Annotated in this window: 18 protein-coding genes and 1 tRNA gene; 8 read left to right on the plus strand and 11 right to left on the minus strand. The window is 70.3% G+C overall.

Annotated elements, in window-relative coordinates; all coding sequences use genetic code 11:
• Nucleotides 1-115: 115 nt before the first annotated feature.
• Nucleotides 116-652 (minus strand): gamma carbonic anhydrase family protein, encoded by a 537-nt coding sequence (locus MQH31_RS02100; protein ID WP_243010726.1) that lies wholly within the window; start codon nucleotides 650-652, stop codon nucleotides 116-118.
• A gap of 210 nt (nucleotides 653-862) precedes the next feature.
• Between MQH31_RS02100 and MQH31_RS02105 the strand changes: the two genes are divergently transcribed.
• On the plus strand, nucleotides 863-1,351 hold the full coding sequence (locus MQH31_RS02105) for a YbaK/EbsC family protein (protein ID WP_243010727.1): 489 nt from the start codon (nucleotides 863-865) through the stop codon (nucleotides 1,349-1,351).
• A 111-nt stretch (nucleotides 1,352-1,462) separates the two neighbouring features.
• On the opposite strand, the gene galK is transcribed toward MQH31_RS02105, so the two are convergent.
• Nucleotides 1,463-2,623 (minus strand): galactokinase, encoded by a 1,161-nt coding sequence (gene galK / locus MQH31_RS02110; protein WP_134533999.1) that lies wholly within the window; start codon nucleotides 2,621-2,623, stop codon nucleotides 1,463-1,465.
• Nucleotides 2,620-3,780 (minus strand): galactose-1-phosphate uridylyltransferase, encoded by a 1,161-nt coding sequence (gene galT, locus MQH31_RS02115; protein ID WP_243010728.1) that lies wholly within the window; start codon nucleotides 3,778-3,780, stop codon nucleotides 2,620-2,622. The genes galK and galT overlap by 4 nt, the downstream gene beginning before the upstream one ends.
• Before the next feature lie 97 nt (nucleotides 3,781-3,877).
• On the opposite strand from galT, the gene MQH31_RS02120 reads away from it, so the two are divergent.
• Nucleotides 3,878-4,705: a DeoR/GlpR family DNA-binding transcription regulator gene (locus MQH31_RS02120; protein ID WP_243010729.1), complete on the plus strand. Its 828-nt coding sequence runs from the start codon at nucleotides 3,878-3,880 to the stop codon at nucleotides 4,703-4,705.
• Nucleotides 4,706-4,714: 9 nt separating this feature from the next.
• Nucleotides 4,715-5,653, plus strand: coding sequence for an aldose 1-epimerase family protein (locus tag MQH31_RS02125; RefSeq protein ID WP_243010730.1), 939 nt, complete (start codon nucleotides 4,715-4,717; stop codon nucleotides 5,651-5,653).
• Here MQH31_RS02125 and MQH31_RS20950 read toward each other — a convergent pair.
• Entirely contained in the window at nucleotides 5,565-5,756 is a 192-nt protein-coding gene (locus MQH31_RS20950; protein ID WP_372488125.1) for a hypothetical protein, read from the minus strand. The genes MQH31_RS02125 and MQH31_RS20950 overlap by 89 nt on opposite strands.
• Between MQH31_RS20950 and MQH31_RS02130 the strand changes: the two genes are divergently transcribed.
• Entirely contained in the window at nucleotides 5,664-7,094 is a 1,431-nt protein-coding gene (locus tag MQH31_RS02130) for a DUF445 domain-containing protein (RefSeq protein WP_243010731.1), read from the plus strand. The genes MQH31_RS20950 and MQH31_RS02130 overlap by 93 nt on opposite strands.
• Before the next feature lie 158 nt (nucleotides 7,095-7,252).
• On the opposite strand, the gene MQH31_RS02135 is transcribed toward MQH31_RS02130, so the two are convergent.
• The 6 genes from MQH31_RS02135 to MQH31_RS02160 form a co-directional block, all read right to left on the minus strand.
• A complete protein-coding gene (locus MQH31_RS02135) occupies nucleotides 7,253-7,714 on the minus strand; it encodes a hypothetical protein (RefSeq protein WP_134533990.1) in 462 nt (153 codons plus the stop codon).
• 342 nt (nucleotides 7,715-8,056) lie between these two features.
• Nucleotides 8,057-9,235, minus strand: a complete 1,179-nt coding sequence (locus tag MQH31_RS02140; RefSeq protein WP_243010732.1) for a cation:proton antiporter — start codon at nucleotides 9,233-9,235, stop codon at nucleotides 8,057-8,059.
• A 42-nt stretch (nucleotides 9,236-9,277) separates the two neighbouring features.
• Nucleotides 9,278-9,661 carry a hypothetical protein gene (locus tag MQH31_RS02145; RefSeq protein ID WP_243010733.1) on the minus strand — a complete coding sequence of 128 codons (384 nt, stop codon included), beginning with the start codon at nucleotides 9,659-9,661 and terminating at the stop codon, nucleotides 9,278-9,280.
• A gap of 78 nt (nucleotides 9,662-9,739) precedes the next feature.
• Nucleotides 9,740-10,501 carry an SDR family oxidoreductase gene (locus tag MQH31_RS02150; RefSeq protein ID WP_243010734.1) on the minus strand — a complete coding sequence of 254 codons (762 nt, stop codon included), beginning with the start codon at nucleotides 10,499-10,501 and terminating at the stop codon, nucleotides 9,740-9,742.
• Nucleotides 10,502-10,602: 101 nt separating this feature from the next.
• A complete protein-coding gene (locus MQH31_RS02155) occupies nucleotides 10,603-11,301 on the minus strand; it encodes a TetR/AcrR family transcriptional regulator (RefSeq protein ID WP_243010735.1) in 699 nt (232 codons plus the stop codon).
• Between the two features lie 69 nt (nucleotides 11,302-11,370).
• Nucleotides 11,371-11,443: transfer RNA gene (locus MQH31_RS02160), tRNA-Lys, on the minus strand.
• 153 nt (nucleotides 11,444-11,596) lie between these two features.
• On the opposite strand from MQH31_RS02160, the gene MQH31_RS02165 reads away from it, so the two are divergent.
• The 4 genes from MQH31_RS02165 (at nucleotide 11,597) to MQH31_RS02180 (ending at nucleotide 14,855) form a co-directional block, all read left to right on the plus strand.
• Nucleotides 11,597-12,241 (plus strand): DNA-directed RNA polymerase subunit beta, encoded by a 645-nt coding sequence (locus tag MQH31_RS02165; RefSeq protein WP_134533981.1) that lies wholly within the window; start codon nucleotides 11,597-11,599, stop codon nucleotides 12,239-12,241.
• 201 nt (nucleotides 12,242-12,442) lie between these two features.
• Entirely contained in the window at nucleotides 12,443-13,027 is a 585-nt protein-coding gene (locus tag MQH31_RS02170) for a sigma-70 family RNA polymerase sigma factor (RefSeq protein ID WP_241976136.1), read from the plus strand.
• Nucleotides 13,024-13,947: an anti-sigma factor gene (locus tag MQH31_RS02175; RefSeq protein ID WP_243010736.1), complete on the plus strand. Its 924-nt coding sequence runs from the start codon at nucleotides 13,024-13,026 to the stop codon at nucleotides 13,945-13,947. The genes MQH31_RS02170 and MQH31_RS02175 overlap by 4 nt, the downstream gene beginning before the upstream one ends.
• 20 nt (nucleotides 13,948-13,967) lie before the next feature.
• Nucleotides 13,968-14,855 (plus strand): aminodeoxychorismate lyase, encoded by an 888-nt coding sequence (locus tag MQH31_RS02180; protein ID WP_243010737.1) that lies wholly within the window; start codon nucleotides 13,968-13,970, stop codon nucleotides 14,853-14,855.
• 29 nt (nucleotides 14,856-14,884) lie between these two features.
• Here the strand turns inward: MQH31_RS02180 and pstB are convergent, their stop codons facing one another.
• Nucleotides 14,885-15,664, minus strand: coding sequence for a phosphate ABC transporter ATP-binding protein PstB (pstB, locus tag MQH31_RS02185; protein WP_134533973.1), 780 nt, complete (start codon nucleotides 15,662-15,664; stop codon nucleotides 14,885-14,887).
• Between the last annotated feature and the right edge of the window lies 1 nt (nucleotide 15,665).

Below are 15,665 nucleotides of genomic sequence, written 5' to 3' on the forward strand. Positions count from 1 at the left end.
TTCAGGAGATCCGGGCATCCGCGCCCCGAAGAGCGCATTCCGAGCGGCTTTCCAGCCTCAACTCCTGAATTCCGAACGGGGCGGGGCTGGTCTGGCGAGGGGAGAACGGGGCGGGTCAGGCGAGGGCGGCCGCGTGCAGGGCGCCGTGCCCCAGATAGTTCGCGGCGTTCTGGCGGATGCCCGCGACCTCGGCATCCGTCAGGGGTCGGCGCACCTTGGCCGGGACCCCTGCGACGAGCGAGTGCGGCGGCACGATCGTGCCCTCGAGCACGACGGCCCCGGCCGCGACGAGGGAGCCGGCCCCGATCACGGCGCCGTTGAGCACGGTGGCCTGCATGCCGATCAGGGCGCCGTCCTCGACGACGCAGCCGTGCAGCACCGCGCCGTGCCCGACGGACACGTCCCGGCCCACGATGAGCGGGAACCCGTGGTCGACGTGGCAGGAGACGTTGTCCTGCAGGTTCGAGCCCGCGCCGATCCGGATCGGTTCGGCCTCCGCGCGCAGCACGGAGTTGTACCAGACGCTCGCCTGATCGGCGAGGATCACGTGCCCCACGACCACGGCTCCCGGGGCGACGAACGCGGAGTCCGCGATGCTCGGGCCCGGCCGGTCGGGCAGGGTGATGATGCGGGCGGCGCTGTCGGCAGTCATACGCGCCAGCCTAGTGCGGCATCCGTGCCTGTGCCCGTGCACGTGTCCGCTCCCCGTGCCCGTGCTGCGCGCCCGCTCCCCGCACCCGTGCCCGCCGTGCACCAGACCTGTGTCGAATTCAGGAATTGCGCCGCGTTAGCCCCGGGAAAGCGCTTGTACGAGCCGAAACGGGCCGCAACTCCTGAATTCGGGACGGGCTAGGCTGACCGGATGGTGAACACCGCACACCCCGCCGTCGACCGCGTGCGGGAGGCGCTCGCCGCCTTCGGGCTCTCGCCGGACATCCGCTGGCTCGACGACGCGGCGACGACCGCTCAGCAGGCCGCGGACGCCCTCGGCATCGAGCCGGGCGCGATCGCCAACTCCCTCGTCTTCACCCTCGACGGCGACCCGTTGCTCGTGCTGACGTCGGGCGCGCACCGGGTCGACACACTCTGGCTCGGCACCCGCCTCGGCGGCACGATCGGGCGCGCGTCGAAGGAACTGGTGAAGAGCGCGACCGGGCAGGTCATCGGCGGCGTCGCGCCGCTCGGGCACCCGCAACCGCTGCGCACGCTCGTCGACGTCGCCCTCGCCGGGTATCCCGAAGTGTGGGCGGCCGCCGGCCACGCCCACACCGTCTTCCCGACCAGCTACGCCGAGCTGCTCCGCATCACGGGCGGTACGCCGACTCCCGTCGCCCCGCCCGAATCTGCATAGCTCCGGCAGATTCCCGGCCGGCTGCCCAGCCGCCCAGTGTTTCACTGGCGGCGCCGGGGCGGCCGGACGAATCTGCAGGAGTTATGTCCAGAGACGAGGGGACGGGGTGGGTCAGCCCTCGCGGCCGGCGCCGTTCGCCGCGCGCACCACGAAGGTGTCCGGGGCGGCGAAGCCGGCGTCCGCGAACGCGGAGCGCACGGCAGCGGTGACCGTGGGAATGAGCTCGTGCGGGGTGAGCGCGATCGCGGCGCCCCCGAAGCCGCCGCCCGTCATCCGCGCGCCGAGGGCGCCGGCCCCGCGCGCCGCGACGACCGCGAGGTCGAGCTCGGGCACGGAAATCTCGAAGTCGTCGCGCATCGAGGTGTGCGAGGCGTCGAGCAGCGCGCCGATCGCGGCAGGGCCGGACTCGCGCAGCGTGCGCACGGTGTCGAGCACTCGCTGGTTCTCGGTGATCACGTGCCGCACCCGGCGGAACGTCTCGTCGTCGAGCAGCTCGGCGGCACGCGCGAGGTCGACGACCCCGAGGTCGCGGAGCGAGTCGACGCCGAGCAGCCGGGCGCCGAGCTCGCAGGATGCCCGGCGCGAGGCATACCCGCCGGTCGAGTGCGCGTGGCTCACCTTCGTGTCGATGATCAGCAGTTCGAGTCCGGCGGCGTCGAACCCGAGCGGAATCACCTCGGACTCCAGGCTCCGGCAGTCCAGGAACACCGCGGCGTCCTTCTCACCGAGCAGGGAGGCGGACTGGTCCATGATGCCCGTCGGCGCCCCGACGGCCCGGTTCTCGGCGAGCTGGCCCACCCTGGCCAGGGTGCGCCGGTCGAAACCGAGCGCCCACACGTCGTTCAGCGCGACCGCGACGGCGCTCTCGATGGCCGCGGATGACGATAGCCCAGCACCGATGGGCACGTCGGAGACGATGTAGACGTCGAAACCGGGCTCCGTCGCGAGCGGGGCCCCGAACTCGCCGAGCGCCCAGGCGACGCCGAGCGGGTACGCCGACCAGCCAGAGAGGATGTCGGGGGTCAGCTCGTCGAGGGAGATCTCGACGATCTCGTCGGAGAACGAGCTCGCCACCCGCACCAGCCGGTCGGTCCGCGCTCCGAGCGCGATCACGGTGCGCCGGTCGATCGCGAACGGCAGCACGAAGCCGTCGTTGTAGTCGGTGTGTTCCCCGATCAGGTTCACCCGGCCGGGCGCGGACCAGAGGCCGTCCGGCTCGCCGGCGAAGCGCTTGGCGAAACCGGCGGTCGCTGCGGAATCGAGGGCGCTCATGCGCGGGCCTCGCTCGCGGCATCCGCGGCCATCGACCGCTCGACGGCCGCACGGATGCCCGCCGCGGCCTGCTCGGGAGTGACGTCGCCGATCCAGGCGCCCATCGCGGCTTCGGAGCCGGCGAGGAATTTGAGCTTGTCCTCGGCCCGGCGGGGGCTCGTCACCTGCAGCATCAGCCGGATGTCGTCCCGGTGGGTGTGCACGGGGGCCTGGTGCCAGGCCGCGATGTACGGCGTCGGCGTCGAGTAGATCGCGTCGATGCCGCGGAGCAGCCTCCGGTAGAGCACCGCGAGCTCGTCGCGCTCGGCGAGGCTCGTCGCCGCGAAGTCGGGGATCTGGCGGTGAGGGAGCATGTGCACCTCGATAGGCCAGCGGGCCGCGAACGGCACGAACGCCGTCCAGTGCTCGCCGCGGATGATGACCCGGTCCGCGGCCTGCTCGCTCGCGAGCACGTCGGCGAACAGGGACGGGCCGTAGGTCTCGAGCGAGGCGATCACACGCTGGGTGCGCGGGGTGATGTACGGGTACGAGTAGATCTGGCCGTGCGGATGCCGCAGCGTCACGCCGATCGCTTCGCCGCGGTTCTCGAAGGGGAACACCTGCTGGATGCCCGGCAGCTGCGAGAGCACGTGGGTGCGCTCGGCCCAGGCCTCGATCACGGTGCGCGCCCGGGTGACGGACAGGCTCGCGAAGGAGCCCTCGTTCTCGGGGCTGAAGCAGACGACCTCGCAGCGCCCGACCGAGGTGCGGGTGCGCCCGAGGCCGATCTCGGCGAGTTCGGCGAGCCCGGCCGGGGCGTTCGGGTCGGTCAGCAGCGGCCCGAAGGACGGCGACTTGTTCTCGAACACGGCGACGTCGTAGTTGCTCGGCACCTCGCTCGGGTTCTCCGGCGTCGAGGGGGCGAGCGGGTCGAGGTTCGCCGGCGGCAGGAACACCCGGTTCTGGCGAGCGGAGGCGATCGAGACCCATTCGCCGCTGAGCGGGTCCTGCCGCATGCTCGCCGTCGGCGGGCGCGGATCGAGCATGCGGGTGTCGGCGGCACGTTCGGGCGAGAGCCGCGTGTCCGGGTCGTCGAAGTAGATGAGGTCCCGGCCGTCGGCCAGGGTGTGGTGGTGACGGGTGATGCCGGGTGCGGCGACGAAGCCTGCGGTGTCCATGACGGTGTCCATAACCCTCCCCACGTTAGCGGATCTGCGCAACCGAAACCAGTGGTTTCTGATTGATAACCAAAAGAAAGTAAGCGAAGATGGGGAGATGACATCCGACGTGCCGTCCGACCGCGAACTGCTCCCGCAGCACCAGCGCAGGGAGCAGATCCGCAGGCTCGTCGACGAGCGCGGCTTCGTGCGGGTGAGCGAGTTGCGCGAGGCCTTCGGGATGTCCGGGGTCACCGCGCGCGCCGACCTCGACGCCCTCGAGACGGCCGGCCTCGTGCACCGGGTGCACGGGGGAGCGGTGCCCGCGCTGGCGCCGGGTTCGACGCCCGCCGCGGACACCGAGGCGTCCTTCGAGGAGTCGCTCGGGGCATCCGTGATCCCGAAGCAGCAGATCGGCGCGCTCGCCGCGTCCCTCGTGGTGAGCGGGCAGAGCCTGATCCTCGACGTCGGCACGACCACCCTCGCCATCGCCAGGGCCCTGCTCGCCCGCACCGAGCTGACCGACGTCGTGGTGATCACCAACGGCCTCAGCATCGCCCTCGAACTCGAGCCCGCCATTCCGCGCTTCACCGTGATCGTCACGGGCGGGTCACTCCGGCCGCTGCAGCACTCCCTCGTCGAACCGCTCGCCGCGACGGTGCTGAGCCAGGTGCACGCCGACCTCGCCTTCATCGGCTGCAACGGCGTCGACGCGGCCGGCGGTGTCACGAACATCAACCTGCCGGAGGCCGGGGTCAAGACGCTCATGCTCCAGGCGGCGACCCGGGCGATCGTCGTGGCCGACGGCTCCAAGCTCGGCCGGGTGCATCTCGGCAGGGTCGGACCCCTCGAATCCTTCGATTCCCTGCTGACGGATGCCGCGGCGCACCCCGACGCGCTGGCCCGGCTCCGCGAGGCAGGACTGACCGTGCTCCAGGGCGAATAGGCTGGTCCCATGCGCGCAGCCACCGGAACCCAGTACGAACTGACCCACGAGACCCCGGACGGGCGGGCCACCGCGACGATCACCGAGGTCGCGGCCGGGATCCGGGCGTATGCCCTGAACGGCATCGACCTCGTCGAGTCCTTCGCCGCTGCGGTCGAGCCACCGATGTCCGCGGGCATCGTGCTCGTGCCCTGGCCCAACCGGATTCGGGACGGGATCTGGCGGAACGGTGACGACTGGCAGCAGCTCAGCATCACGGAGCCGCTCCTCAACAACGCCATCCACGGACTCCTCCGCTTCACGCCGTATCGCCTCGTCGAACGTGACGCGGCGGCCGTGACCCTCGCCGCGACCGTGTTCCCGCAGTCCGGCTTCCCCTTCCAGCTCGACACGAGCGTGACCTATGCACTGACCGACACCGGCCTCGAGGTCACGCACACCGTGCACAACGTCGGCACCGAGAGCGCCCCCGTCGCCATCGGCGTGCACCCCTACCTCAAGATCGGCGACGTCCCCACCGAGGACCTCGTGCTGCGCGTCGACGCGGCCACCCACCTCGAAGTGGATGCCCGGCTCAACCCGACCGGCGTCGACACCCCGGTCGACGGCACCCGCTACGACCTCCGCGCCGGCGCGGGCGTCGCCGACCTCGCCCTCGACGATGCCTTCGGCGGCGCCGGACGCGAGCATTCGCTCACCGCGCCGGACGGCCGCAGGGTCACCGTCTGGGGCGACGAGAACATGCGCTACGTGCAGGTCTTCACCCCCACGGAGTTCCCCGTCACCGCGAGCGAGGGCGATGTCCCCGTGCCCGGCCGCGCCGTCGCGATCGAGCCGATGACGGCGCCTGCCGATGCGTTCAACTCGGGGGCAGGCCTCCGCTGGCTCGCGCCGGACGAGTCCTGGACCGTGCGCTGGGCCATTCGCCCGACCGGATTCCAGGCCTAGGCTCACATCCATGGCGCTGACGCGCGAACCGCAGCCCGGCGAACCGACACCCGGCCAGCCGACACCCGGCGAACCGACACCCGGCCAGCCGACACCCGGCCAGCCGACACCCGGCGACCCGACACCCGGCCAGTCGACACCGGGCCGGCCGAAGCCTCGCGGCACCCGGCAGCGCCGCACCGCCGTGCTCAGCCCCGCCGACGCCGCCCGACTCGTCGCCCTCGTCCGGATGAAGCGGCTCGCCCTCGCCCTGCTCCTGCTGATGGCGATCGTCTTCGCGGTGTCCTTCGCGCTGCAGGATCGTATTCCCGCACTGCAATACGTGCGGGCCGCCGCAGAGGGCGGCATGGTCGGCGCCCTCGCCGACTGGTTCGCCGTGACCGCGCTGTTCCGGTATCCGCTCGGGCTGCGCATCCCGCACACCAACATCATCGCGAGCCGCAAGGACGAGATCGGCGCGAGCCTCGGCGAATTCGTCGGCACCAACTTCCTCTCCGAGCAGGTCGTCCGCGGCAAACTCGACTCGATCGGGGTGTCCCGGCGGCTCGGCACCTGGCTGAAGCAGCCGGACAATGCCAGGAGGCTCACCGATGAGATCGCTGTCGCCGGCACGGGCCTGCTCACTCTCCTGAGCGACGACGCGATCAAGGACCTCATCGAGACCGTGGCCCGCGAACACCTCGTGCGCCCGGAGTGGGCGCCTCCGATCGGCAGGGTCGGCGCGCGGCTCCTCGCGTCCGGGCAGCAGCACGCCGTCGTCGACCTGCTCCTCGACCGGGCGGAGGGCTGGCTGATCGCGCACCCCGAGGCATTCGGAAAAGCCGTATCTGCGCGACTGCCCAGCTGGCTCCCCGGCTTCGTCGACCGCCTCGTCGACGACAGGGCGCATCGCGAGGTGCTCGGGTTCGTCGCCTCCGTCCGGGCGGATGCCGCGCATCCGCTTCGCGAGGCCATCGACCGCTATCTCGTCGAGCTCGCCGACGACCTCGAGCACGACCCGGCGATGATCAACCGCGTCGAGACCCTGAAACTCGAGCTCCTGGACAGTGCCCGCCTGCGCGAGTTCGCGAGCGAGACCTGGGAGGCCGTGAAGGTGTCTCTCGCGGCGTCGCTCGGCGACCCGGAGAGCGACCTGAGGGACGGCATCCGTGCCACCGTGATCGAGGTGGGCGAGCGGCTGGCCGGCGACGGAGCACTCGGCGGGCGCATCGATCGCTGGATCGCCGACTCGGTGAGTTACCTCGTGCGCACCTACCGCGACGAGATCGCCGGGGTCATCACCGAGACCGTCGAACGCTGGGATGCGGCGGAGACGAGCGAGAAGATCGAGCTGCAGGTCGGTCGCGACCTGCAGTACATCCGGATCAACGGCACGGTCGTCGGCTCCCTCGCGGGGCTCGCGATCTTCGCCATCGCCCAGGCCGCCGTCACCCTCTTCTAGGCCGAACGCCTGGGCGGAGCCCGGGAGCCGGACGTCTCGGCCGAACGTCCGAGTCGATCGTCGAAGCCGAGCTCACAAGCCGCGTGGAGCCTCCGCAGCCCGACGCGGCGAGGCCCCGACCGGTATCACCCGGTCGGGGCCTCGGTCACGGTCGCTGCTCAGGCGGCGCGGCGCAGGCGGGCCGGCGCGTCCGCTTCGAGCGGATGCCGCGTCGCGGCCGTTCGTGCCTGCCCGCGCACGGCGGCGGTCACGATGCCGCCCGCCGGGATCCGGATATCGCGGTCGACGACCGCTCCGCTCTGTACCCGCGCGCCGTCCCCGATCCGGGAGTGGCTCCCGAGACGTGCGGCCCCGCCGATCACGGCGTCGACGCCCACGTGCACGTTCTGGCCGATGAAGGCCCGTGCGCCGACGAGGGCGTTGTGGTCGATCCAGCTGCCCGGTCCGATCCAGGCCTCCGCGCCCACCCTGGCTCCGCTCTCGACGTATGCCGTTCCGGAGATGAAGGCGGTCGGGTCGACCCGTGCCCCGCCGGAGACCAGTCCGCGTCCGTTCGCGTGCCGACGGTACTTCTCGATCGTGCCGGTCTCGGTCTCGACTTCTTCGTTGATTCTTTCCACGTGCGACCTCCTTGAATTGTCGCGTCACCCCGCAGCTCCCGCTCCGCTGTGTGCCCGCAGCGCGCGTGGCGCGACTGCGGAGCGACAAGTCTCGCGGCTGAGCCCGAGTGCTGACCGTGTCAACGCTGTGTGCTCCCCGAGAATTCCCCGGGCGCTCGCCCTGCCCCGGTGCTCTGCCCCCCTGCGCCCGGCGCGTGGTGCCGATGCGGCGACCGCGGGTGTTCCGCCGCTACGCTGGTGGTCCGCCACCCGCGTAGCGGCGCAAGTCCCGCGCTCGTCGGCCTCAGTCGCACGTGGTGCGCGAGCGGAAGCGTCCGCTCGGGGTCAGGCGGGCGCGGTCTGTCAGGCGGGCGTTCCTGGTGCGGCGGGCGCTCCCGGTGCGGCGGGCGACCCGGCGGCCTGCCGCCGGGAGGCGACGCCCGCGGCCACGGTCGCCACCCCGATCGTGATCAGCGCGCCCAGGATCAGCGCGGCCGCCTCTCCAGGCGCGAGCAGGTGCAGCTGGGTCCCGATCGTCGCTGCCGCAACCGGCACGCCGAGCTGGGCGGCCGCGAGCAGGCCGTACGGCAGTGGGAGACCGAGCAGCCGGGCCGAGGCGTGCGCAAGGAGGGCGCCGAGGCCGAGGGCAACTCCGAGCAGGATCATTCCGGGCCGGGATACCAGGTCGACCACGTTGAGCGAGGCGCCGAGCCACACGTAGAAGAGCGGCCCGAGGAACCCGTCGGCGATGGCGAACAGTTGCCGGGCCAGGCGCCGCGGTTCCCCGACCATGGCAACGGCGAGCCCGAAGGAGAACCCGGCGAGCATGATCGAGACGTGGCTCACAACCGCGAGGGCGGCGAACGTGAACAGGATCGTGAGCTGCACCCGCAGCTCGAGGGCGAACTTGCGGTCCTCGGACAGTTTATGGACCCGCAGCCGGGCGCCACTTCGCTCGAGCCGCGACAGCACGAGGTACAGCAGCACCGCTGACACCCCGACGGCCACGGCACCGAGCGAGGCCCGGCCCGCGTTGGCCGGGTCGATCACGATCGGCAGCGCGACGATCGCCGCGACGTCGGCGATCGCAACCTGTGCCGTGACCTGCAGCACCGAAGGCCCGGTCAGCTTCAGCGAGTCGATCACCGGAAGCACGAGCGCCGCGGACGACGAGGCAAGCAGCACCGCATACAACGGTGCGTGCCCGGTGCCGAACAGCACAGCGGTCGCCACGCCGAGCACGACCGCGATGACGGCGGCGAGGCCGGCCCTGGCCGTTCCCCTGCCGAGCGCCGAGCGGATGCCGGCATCACGCACCGGGACATGGGTGCCGGCCACGAACATGATCAGTGCGAAGCCGACGTCAGCGAGGAGGGTCAGGGTCGGATCGCTCGAGTCGACGAGGCCGAGTACGGAACGGCCGACGAGGATCCCGGCGAGGAGCTCGCCGAGCATGACCGGAACCCGCCACCGCGGCGGGGTCGCGAGCAACGGACCGAGCAGGCCGACCAGGGAGATGATCGCAAGGGTCTGGAACGTCATCGGGGTATCCGGACATTCGACCGGCAGTGCACCATGGCGCGCTTAGAGCGTCAGGTCCGCCAGCTGCACCGGGATGTCGGAGTTCTCGTTCGTGAGGTACGTCGCGCAGACCCGGTGGTACCCGTCGGCGATGTGCAGCGGAACGGCCGAGGGGAGGTTGCCGCGCACGAGCAGGATCGGCGCGAGCCGGCCTCCCTCACGGATCAGCTTGAGATACCTGGCGACGTGCGGGTTCTCCGGCGTGAGCAGGGGGAGCCCGGCGGCGCGCAGGATGTCCTTGGCCTTGTGGAAGGTGATGGGCGCCGCCTCGAGGGCGAGCGTTGTCGCCTCGACGGCGTGCTCGTTCACCAGCAGCCGCAGGTAGTCGCCCGCCTTCGGGTAGTTCTCCGGGATGGGCTCCTCGAGCCACTTGACCTTCTTGGGCATTTCGACTCCTCGTGCCGGGTATCCGTTGGTTGGGCGATAGCCCGAGCGTAGTACGAACGGGCTCGCTCTCGGCAGCTGTCAGGCGAGCCCGCCGTTGGTGAAGACGACCTGGCCGTTGACCCAGCGGGCTGGACCGGCGAGGAACGCGACCGTCTCGGCGATATCGTCGGGCTGGCCGAGTCGCTCGAGGGGAACTGCCGTGGCGAGGGTCGCGATCGTGGCCTCGTCCTTTCCGTTCAGGAACAGCGGGGTCGCGGTGGGGCCGGGGGCGACCGTGTTCACGGTCACGTCCTTGCCGCGCAGTTCGCGGGCGAGGATCAGCGTGATGCTCTCTATCGCGGCCTTGCTCGCGACGTAGGCGCCGTAACCGGGGAACTGGGCGCGGGTGACGGAGGTGGAGAAGTTGATGATCGCCCCACCGGGGCGGATGCGGCGGGCGGCCTGCTGGGAGACCACGAAGGTGCCGCGGACGTTGGTTCGGTAGATCCGGTCGAGGTCCGCGAGGTCGAGCGTTGCGATCGGGGAGAGGAGCATGATGCCCGCCGTGTTCACGACGACGTCGATCCCGCCGAACTCCGCCTCGACAGTGTCGAAAACGGCAGACATGGTCTGTTCGTCCGCGACGTCGCCGCCGGCTGCGATCGCGCGGCCACCCGCGGCGACGACCGCTGCAACCGTCGCTTCGGCCTGCGCCCGGTTGCCGGCGTAGTGCACGCCGATGGCGAACCCGTCGCGCGCGAGCCGATCGACGACGGCGCGTCCGATGCCGCCGGACCCTCCCGTGACGAGGGCGACGCGCGGGATGCCGGTGGCGGGGTGGGTGCTGATGGTGCTGCTCATGGTGAATCGCTTTCTGTACAGAGGTGGTCCGCGCCGGGAATCGGGCGCGACAGATAACGCCCCGGTGGGGCGCGTGCTGAACGTCGGTGTGGCTGGGGCGGTCAGTCGGTGGGCGACGACGACTGGATGCGTCCCAGCCATTCGTCGAGCAGCCCGGCCTCGCGGTCGCTGAAGAGTTCGCCGGGCAGGGTCGGAAGCGTGGTTCGGAGGGTGATCGCGGCGATGCGACCCGATTCGCCGGCGCCCGGGGTCGGCGTGGCGCCGGAGACGAGGGAACCGAGGACGATGTCGCGCATCGTCGACGACAGCGAGGCATCCGGATAGAGAGCGGGGTGCAGGATCAGCGCGAGCGAGACCCCGGTGTTCGCCGCCATCACCACCCGGGCTGCGATCTCCGGGGCGACCAGCAGTCGTCCCTCGGCCGCCAAACGGTCGAGCACGAGGCGAAGCAGGCGCATCGCCTCGTCGGCGGACTCCGCCTTGGCGACGCCGCCGGAACCGAACAGTAACCGGTAGGCGTTCGGGTGGGCGAGCGCGAACGCGGAGTGACTATCCCAGCCCGCCCGCAGGTCGGTCAGTGGATCGGCGGATTCCTCGGCGGCGCGCTTCATGCCGAGGTACTGGTCCCAGACGTGATCGACGGTGGCCGCGAGGAGGCCGTCCTTGTCACCGAACAGCCGGTAGATGACCGGCTGTTGCACGCCCGCCGCTTCGCACACGGCGCGCGTGGAGATGTCTCCGCTCGGGGACCGTGCCAGCAACCCGGCCGTCGCCTCGATTATCACTGATCTTGCGCTCATGTGATTGACGATAACACGGTGGTGTTATCGCCGCAACCGTCCGGAGAATATTGCCGATAACACAACGAGTGGGCCCCGTCGGGCTCGAACCGACGACCCAAGGATTAAAAGTCCTTTGCTCTACCAACTGAGCTAGAGGCCCGCGGTAAATAATCTACCGTGGATTCGCGCGAGGTTTTTCTGGGTACCGTGGGGGAGACGTTCGGACCGGGAAGAATCGGCCAACAATGGCACCATCGGACACGCACGAGACACCGAACACGCACGAGACACGCAGGAGACACGGAGGATTCGATTGGCAGAGGACTTCCACAAGCCCACCCAGTTCTCGGGCAGCAAGTTCGAATCCTTCGAGGGCGGCCAGGACCCGGCCACGATCAGCCGGGTCGCGCACGAGACCGCGCACGCGCTGCTCGCCCGGGTGCGGAGCGACCCTGATCCCGAGGTCGTCGAACGGCTCGTCGCATACACCGACGAGCACGGCATCGACGCGGTCGCCGAGCTCTGGTCGCGTGCAACGCCGCGCAGCCTGCCCGGCGCGCTCTGGCGGATCTACCTCGTCCGCCTGCTCATCCGCCAGGACCCAGAGGGCACCGCGTTCCTCTACCAGCGCGGCACCGAGGTCACCGTGGCGATCGACCCCGTGATCGCCGGGGCGGCCGCGCCGACGGGACCCGCCGAGATCATCGTCCTCGCCGACCAGATCCTCCGCGGCATCTTCACCGGCGACTTCGCCGTCGCGCTCGACCGTGCCGCGGCCTTCTGCCGGGTGATCGCGAGCGGATGCGCGAGTGTCGCCGACGATCTCGACGCGACGGAGCTCGCCGCGTCCGGGGTATCCCGGGCCTCGGAACTGACCACGCGCGCCCTGCGTTTTTCCACGACAGCCCAGGAGTTCGGATCGTGCGCCCGGTTGTGGCGCAGCGATTCGCTCGACTAGGAATAAACATCCGCCTTCGTCGTTTACACTGAATGCTGGTCGGGCCGCAGTAACCCCGGGCTCCAATATTCGCCGCTCTGAGCGGCCTCGCGCCGAGAGGCGTTCTGCGGCCCGGCCTTCAGCCTTTTCTGACCAATCCATTTCGTGTTCGGCGCCGAACACTAGTCATGGAACGGGATAAGACCTGACATGCTGGTTCTCATGACTGCTGACTTCGCCGCCGACACCGAGTCGACAGCGCCTCCCTCAAAAGAGGAGCTGCTTGCCCGAGTTGCCACGGGGGACCAGACGGCCTTCGGGGACCTGTACGACCAGATGGCCCCTCGGGTGCTCGGTCTGGTCAAGCGTCTGCTCATCGACCACGCCCAGTCGGAAGAAGTGACCCAGGAGATCTTCCTGGAGATCTGGCAATCGGCGACGCGGTACGAGCCGGCGCGTGGCGGGGCTTCCACCTGGATCATGACCATGGCGCACCGTCGTGCGGTCGACCGGATCAGGTCGTCGCAGGCCGGACGCGACCGGGACACGAAGATCGGCATCCGCGACCTCGCGGTCGCCTATGACGACGTGTCCGAAACCGTCGAGACACGAATCGAGCATGAAAGGGTGGAGAAGGCGATGTCCAGACTGACCGAACTGCAACGCCAGGCGATCAGTCTTGCCTACTACGGGGGCTTCAGCCAGAGCGAAGTCGCCGCCCAACTGCATATCCCGCTCGGGACCGTGAAGACCCGGCTCCGGGACGGTCTCATCCGCCTGCGCGACGAACTGGGCGTGGCCTCATGACCGGCACGGAGAACACCGGAGCAGGCACCCCGGAGCGCAACGCCGGCGAACTGACCGGCGCATACGCCCTCAACGCCCTGGACGCCCGAGAGCGTGCGGCGTTCGAGGCACACCTCGAGTCGTCGGAGGAGGCCCGCATCGAGGCCGCAGAGCTCAGCGACACCGCTGTGGCGCTCGGCCTCGCCACGGCGCCGGTGCAACCCTCAGCGGCCCTCAAGGCCTCGCTGATGGCAAAACTGGCCTCGACCCCGCAGCTCGCGCCCCGTGCGGAGGCCGTGAACGCACCCGCAGCGGATGCCGCCCCCGCGGCCCCGCGGCTGGCTGCGGTCCCGCCGGTTCCCCCGCCCGGTATTCCCTCCCCGTCCACTGCGGCGGAGCCGGCGACCGCGGCCGGTTCCGGGTCGGCTTCCGGCCCGAGCGCGGCCGAGCGGGCCCGCAAGCGCTGGTTCCAGCGTCCGGCCAGCCTCCTGCTCGCCGCGGCCGCCGCCGCTGCACTCTTCGTCGGGGGCACGTTCTTCGGCCAGGGCATCGCAGGAACGTCCGATTCCTTCGTGGCCCAGCAGGCGGCCTCCTTCGCCCAGCTCAACGCCGCGCCCGACGTGCAGCGCACGTCGGCGACGACCGCGGACGGCCATCAGGCCACCCTGGTCTGGTCGGACACGAGCAGTCTCTCGGCGCTCGTCGTCGACGGTCTGCCCGCGCTTTCCGGCGACAAGGACTATCAGCTCTGGTACATCGGAGCCGGGGGAGCGGTTTCGGCCGGCCTCCTCGACACGAGCGTCAGCGCGAGTGGCGGTACCGCCTGGCGGGTCCTGGACGGCAGCCTCACCGCGGGAGACACGATCGGCCTGACCGTCGAGCCCAAGGGCGGCTCGACACAGCCGACAACGACCCCGGTCCTGGCCATCCAGAGTTCCTGATCCGCAACTAGGCTCGGGGCATGACGCTGCCATTCACCCTGCTGATCGACCCGGTGCCCGCCGATTCCGCCCAGACGGAGTTTGCGGGCACCTTCCACGAGATGGACTCGAGCGCCCCCGCGCTCCGGGTGGGGGAGCTGAGCACCCAGCGCGGCGACGGCATCTTCGAGACCCTCAGCGTCGTCGACGGGCACCCGCAGGAGGTCGAGGCGCACATCGATCGGCTGCGGCATTCGGCGGAGATCTGCGACCTCCCGGTGCCGAACGCGGAACAATGGCGTGAGGCCATCGCCTACGCGGTGTCCCGGGTGCCCCACGAGGGCGAGCTCGCCCTCAAGTTCGTGCTCAGCCGGGGTGTCCAGTCCGGGCAGGCACCGACAGCGTGGCTGCACGCGACCCGCGCCCCCGACCACTCCGCCGTGCGCGACACCGGGGTGCGGGCGATCACCCTCGACCGCGGGTACCCGCGCGGCGTTGCCGAGGTCGCCCCCTGGCTGCTGATGGGCGCGAAGACGCTCAGCTACGCGATCAACATGGCCGCGCTCCGCGAGGCCAGGGGTCGCGGCGCCGACGACGCGATCTTCCTCACCCACGACGGCTACGTGATGGAGGGGCCGACGTCGAGCGTGGTGATCCGCTCGAACGGTGTGTACGTGACGCCGGCGCCGAGCGGTGCGATCCTGCACGGCACCACCCAGCAGAGCCTCTTCGAGTACCTGAGGGAGCAGGGTGAACCGGTGGAATACCGGGACATCACGGTCGCGGAGCTGCGGGCAGCGGATGTCGTCTGGCTGTTGTCGAGCATCCGCCTGGTCGTTGCCGTGACCGAACTCGACGGCCTGCCGCTCGCGACCGACCTGCCGCGTACCCGCGCGTTCAACGCGTACCTGCTCGGCCGCACCGACTAGAACGGCCGAAACGGTCAGGGGGCTCGGGTTTAGCCGAAGCGGCCGGAGACGTAGTCCTCGGTCGCCTGCACGGACGGGTTCGAGAAGATCGTCGTGGTGTCGTTGTACTCGATGAGCTTGCCCGGCTTGCCGGTGCCGGCGATGTTGAAGAAGCCGGTGCGGTCGGAGACCCGGGATGCCTGCTGCATGTTGTGCGTGACGATCACGATCGTGTACTCCGCCTTCATCTCCTCGATGAGGTCCTCGATCGCGAGGGTGGAGATCGGGTCGAGGGCCGAGCACGGCTCGTCCATCAGGATCACGTCCGGCTGCACGGCGATAGCGCGGGCGATGCAAAGCCGCTGCTGCTGGCCACCGGAGAGGCTCGATCCTGGCTTGTCGAGGCGGTCCTTGACCTCGTTCCAGAGGTTGGCGCCCTGGAGGGACTTCTCGATCAGGGCGTCCGCGTCGGGCTTGGAGATGCGGCGGTTGTTGAGCTTCACGCCGGCGAGGACGTTGTCGCCGATCGACATCGTCGGGAACGGGTTCGGCCGCTGGAACACCATGCCGACCTGGCGGCGCACGAGCACCGGGTCGACGCCGGGGCCGTAGAGGTTGTTGCCGTCGATGAGTACCTCGCCCGTGACGTAGGCGCCGGGGATGACCTCGTGCATCCGGTTCAGGGTGCGGAGGAAGGTGGACTTGCCGCAGCCGCTCGGCCCGATCAGGGCGGTCACCGTGCGGGGCTCGATCGTCAGCGTGACGTTCTCGACCGCGAGGAACTTGCTGTAGTAGACGTTGAGGTCGTTGACTTCAATGCGCTTGGACATG

This window comes from Cryobacterium zhongshanensis (assembly GCF_022760445.1).
GTDB classification, from domain to species: Bacteria; Actinomycetota; Actinomycetes; order Actinomycetales; family Microbacteriaceae; genus Cryobacterium; species Cryobacterium algoricola.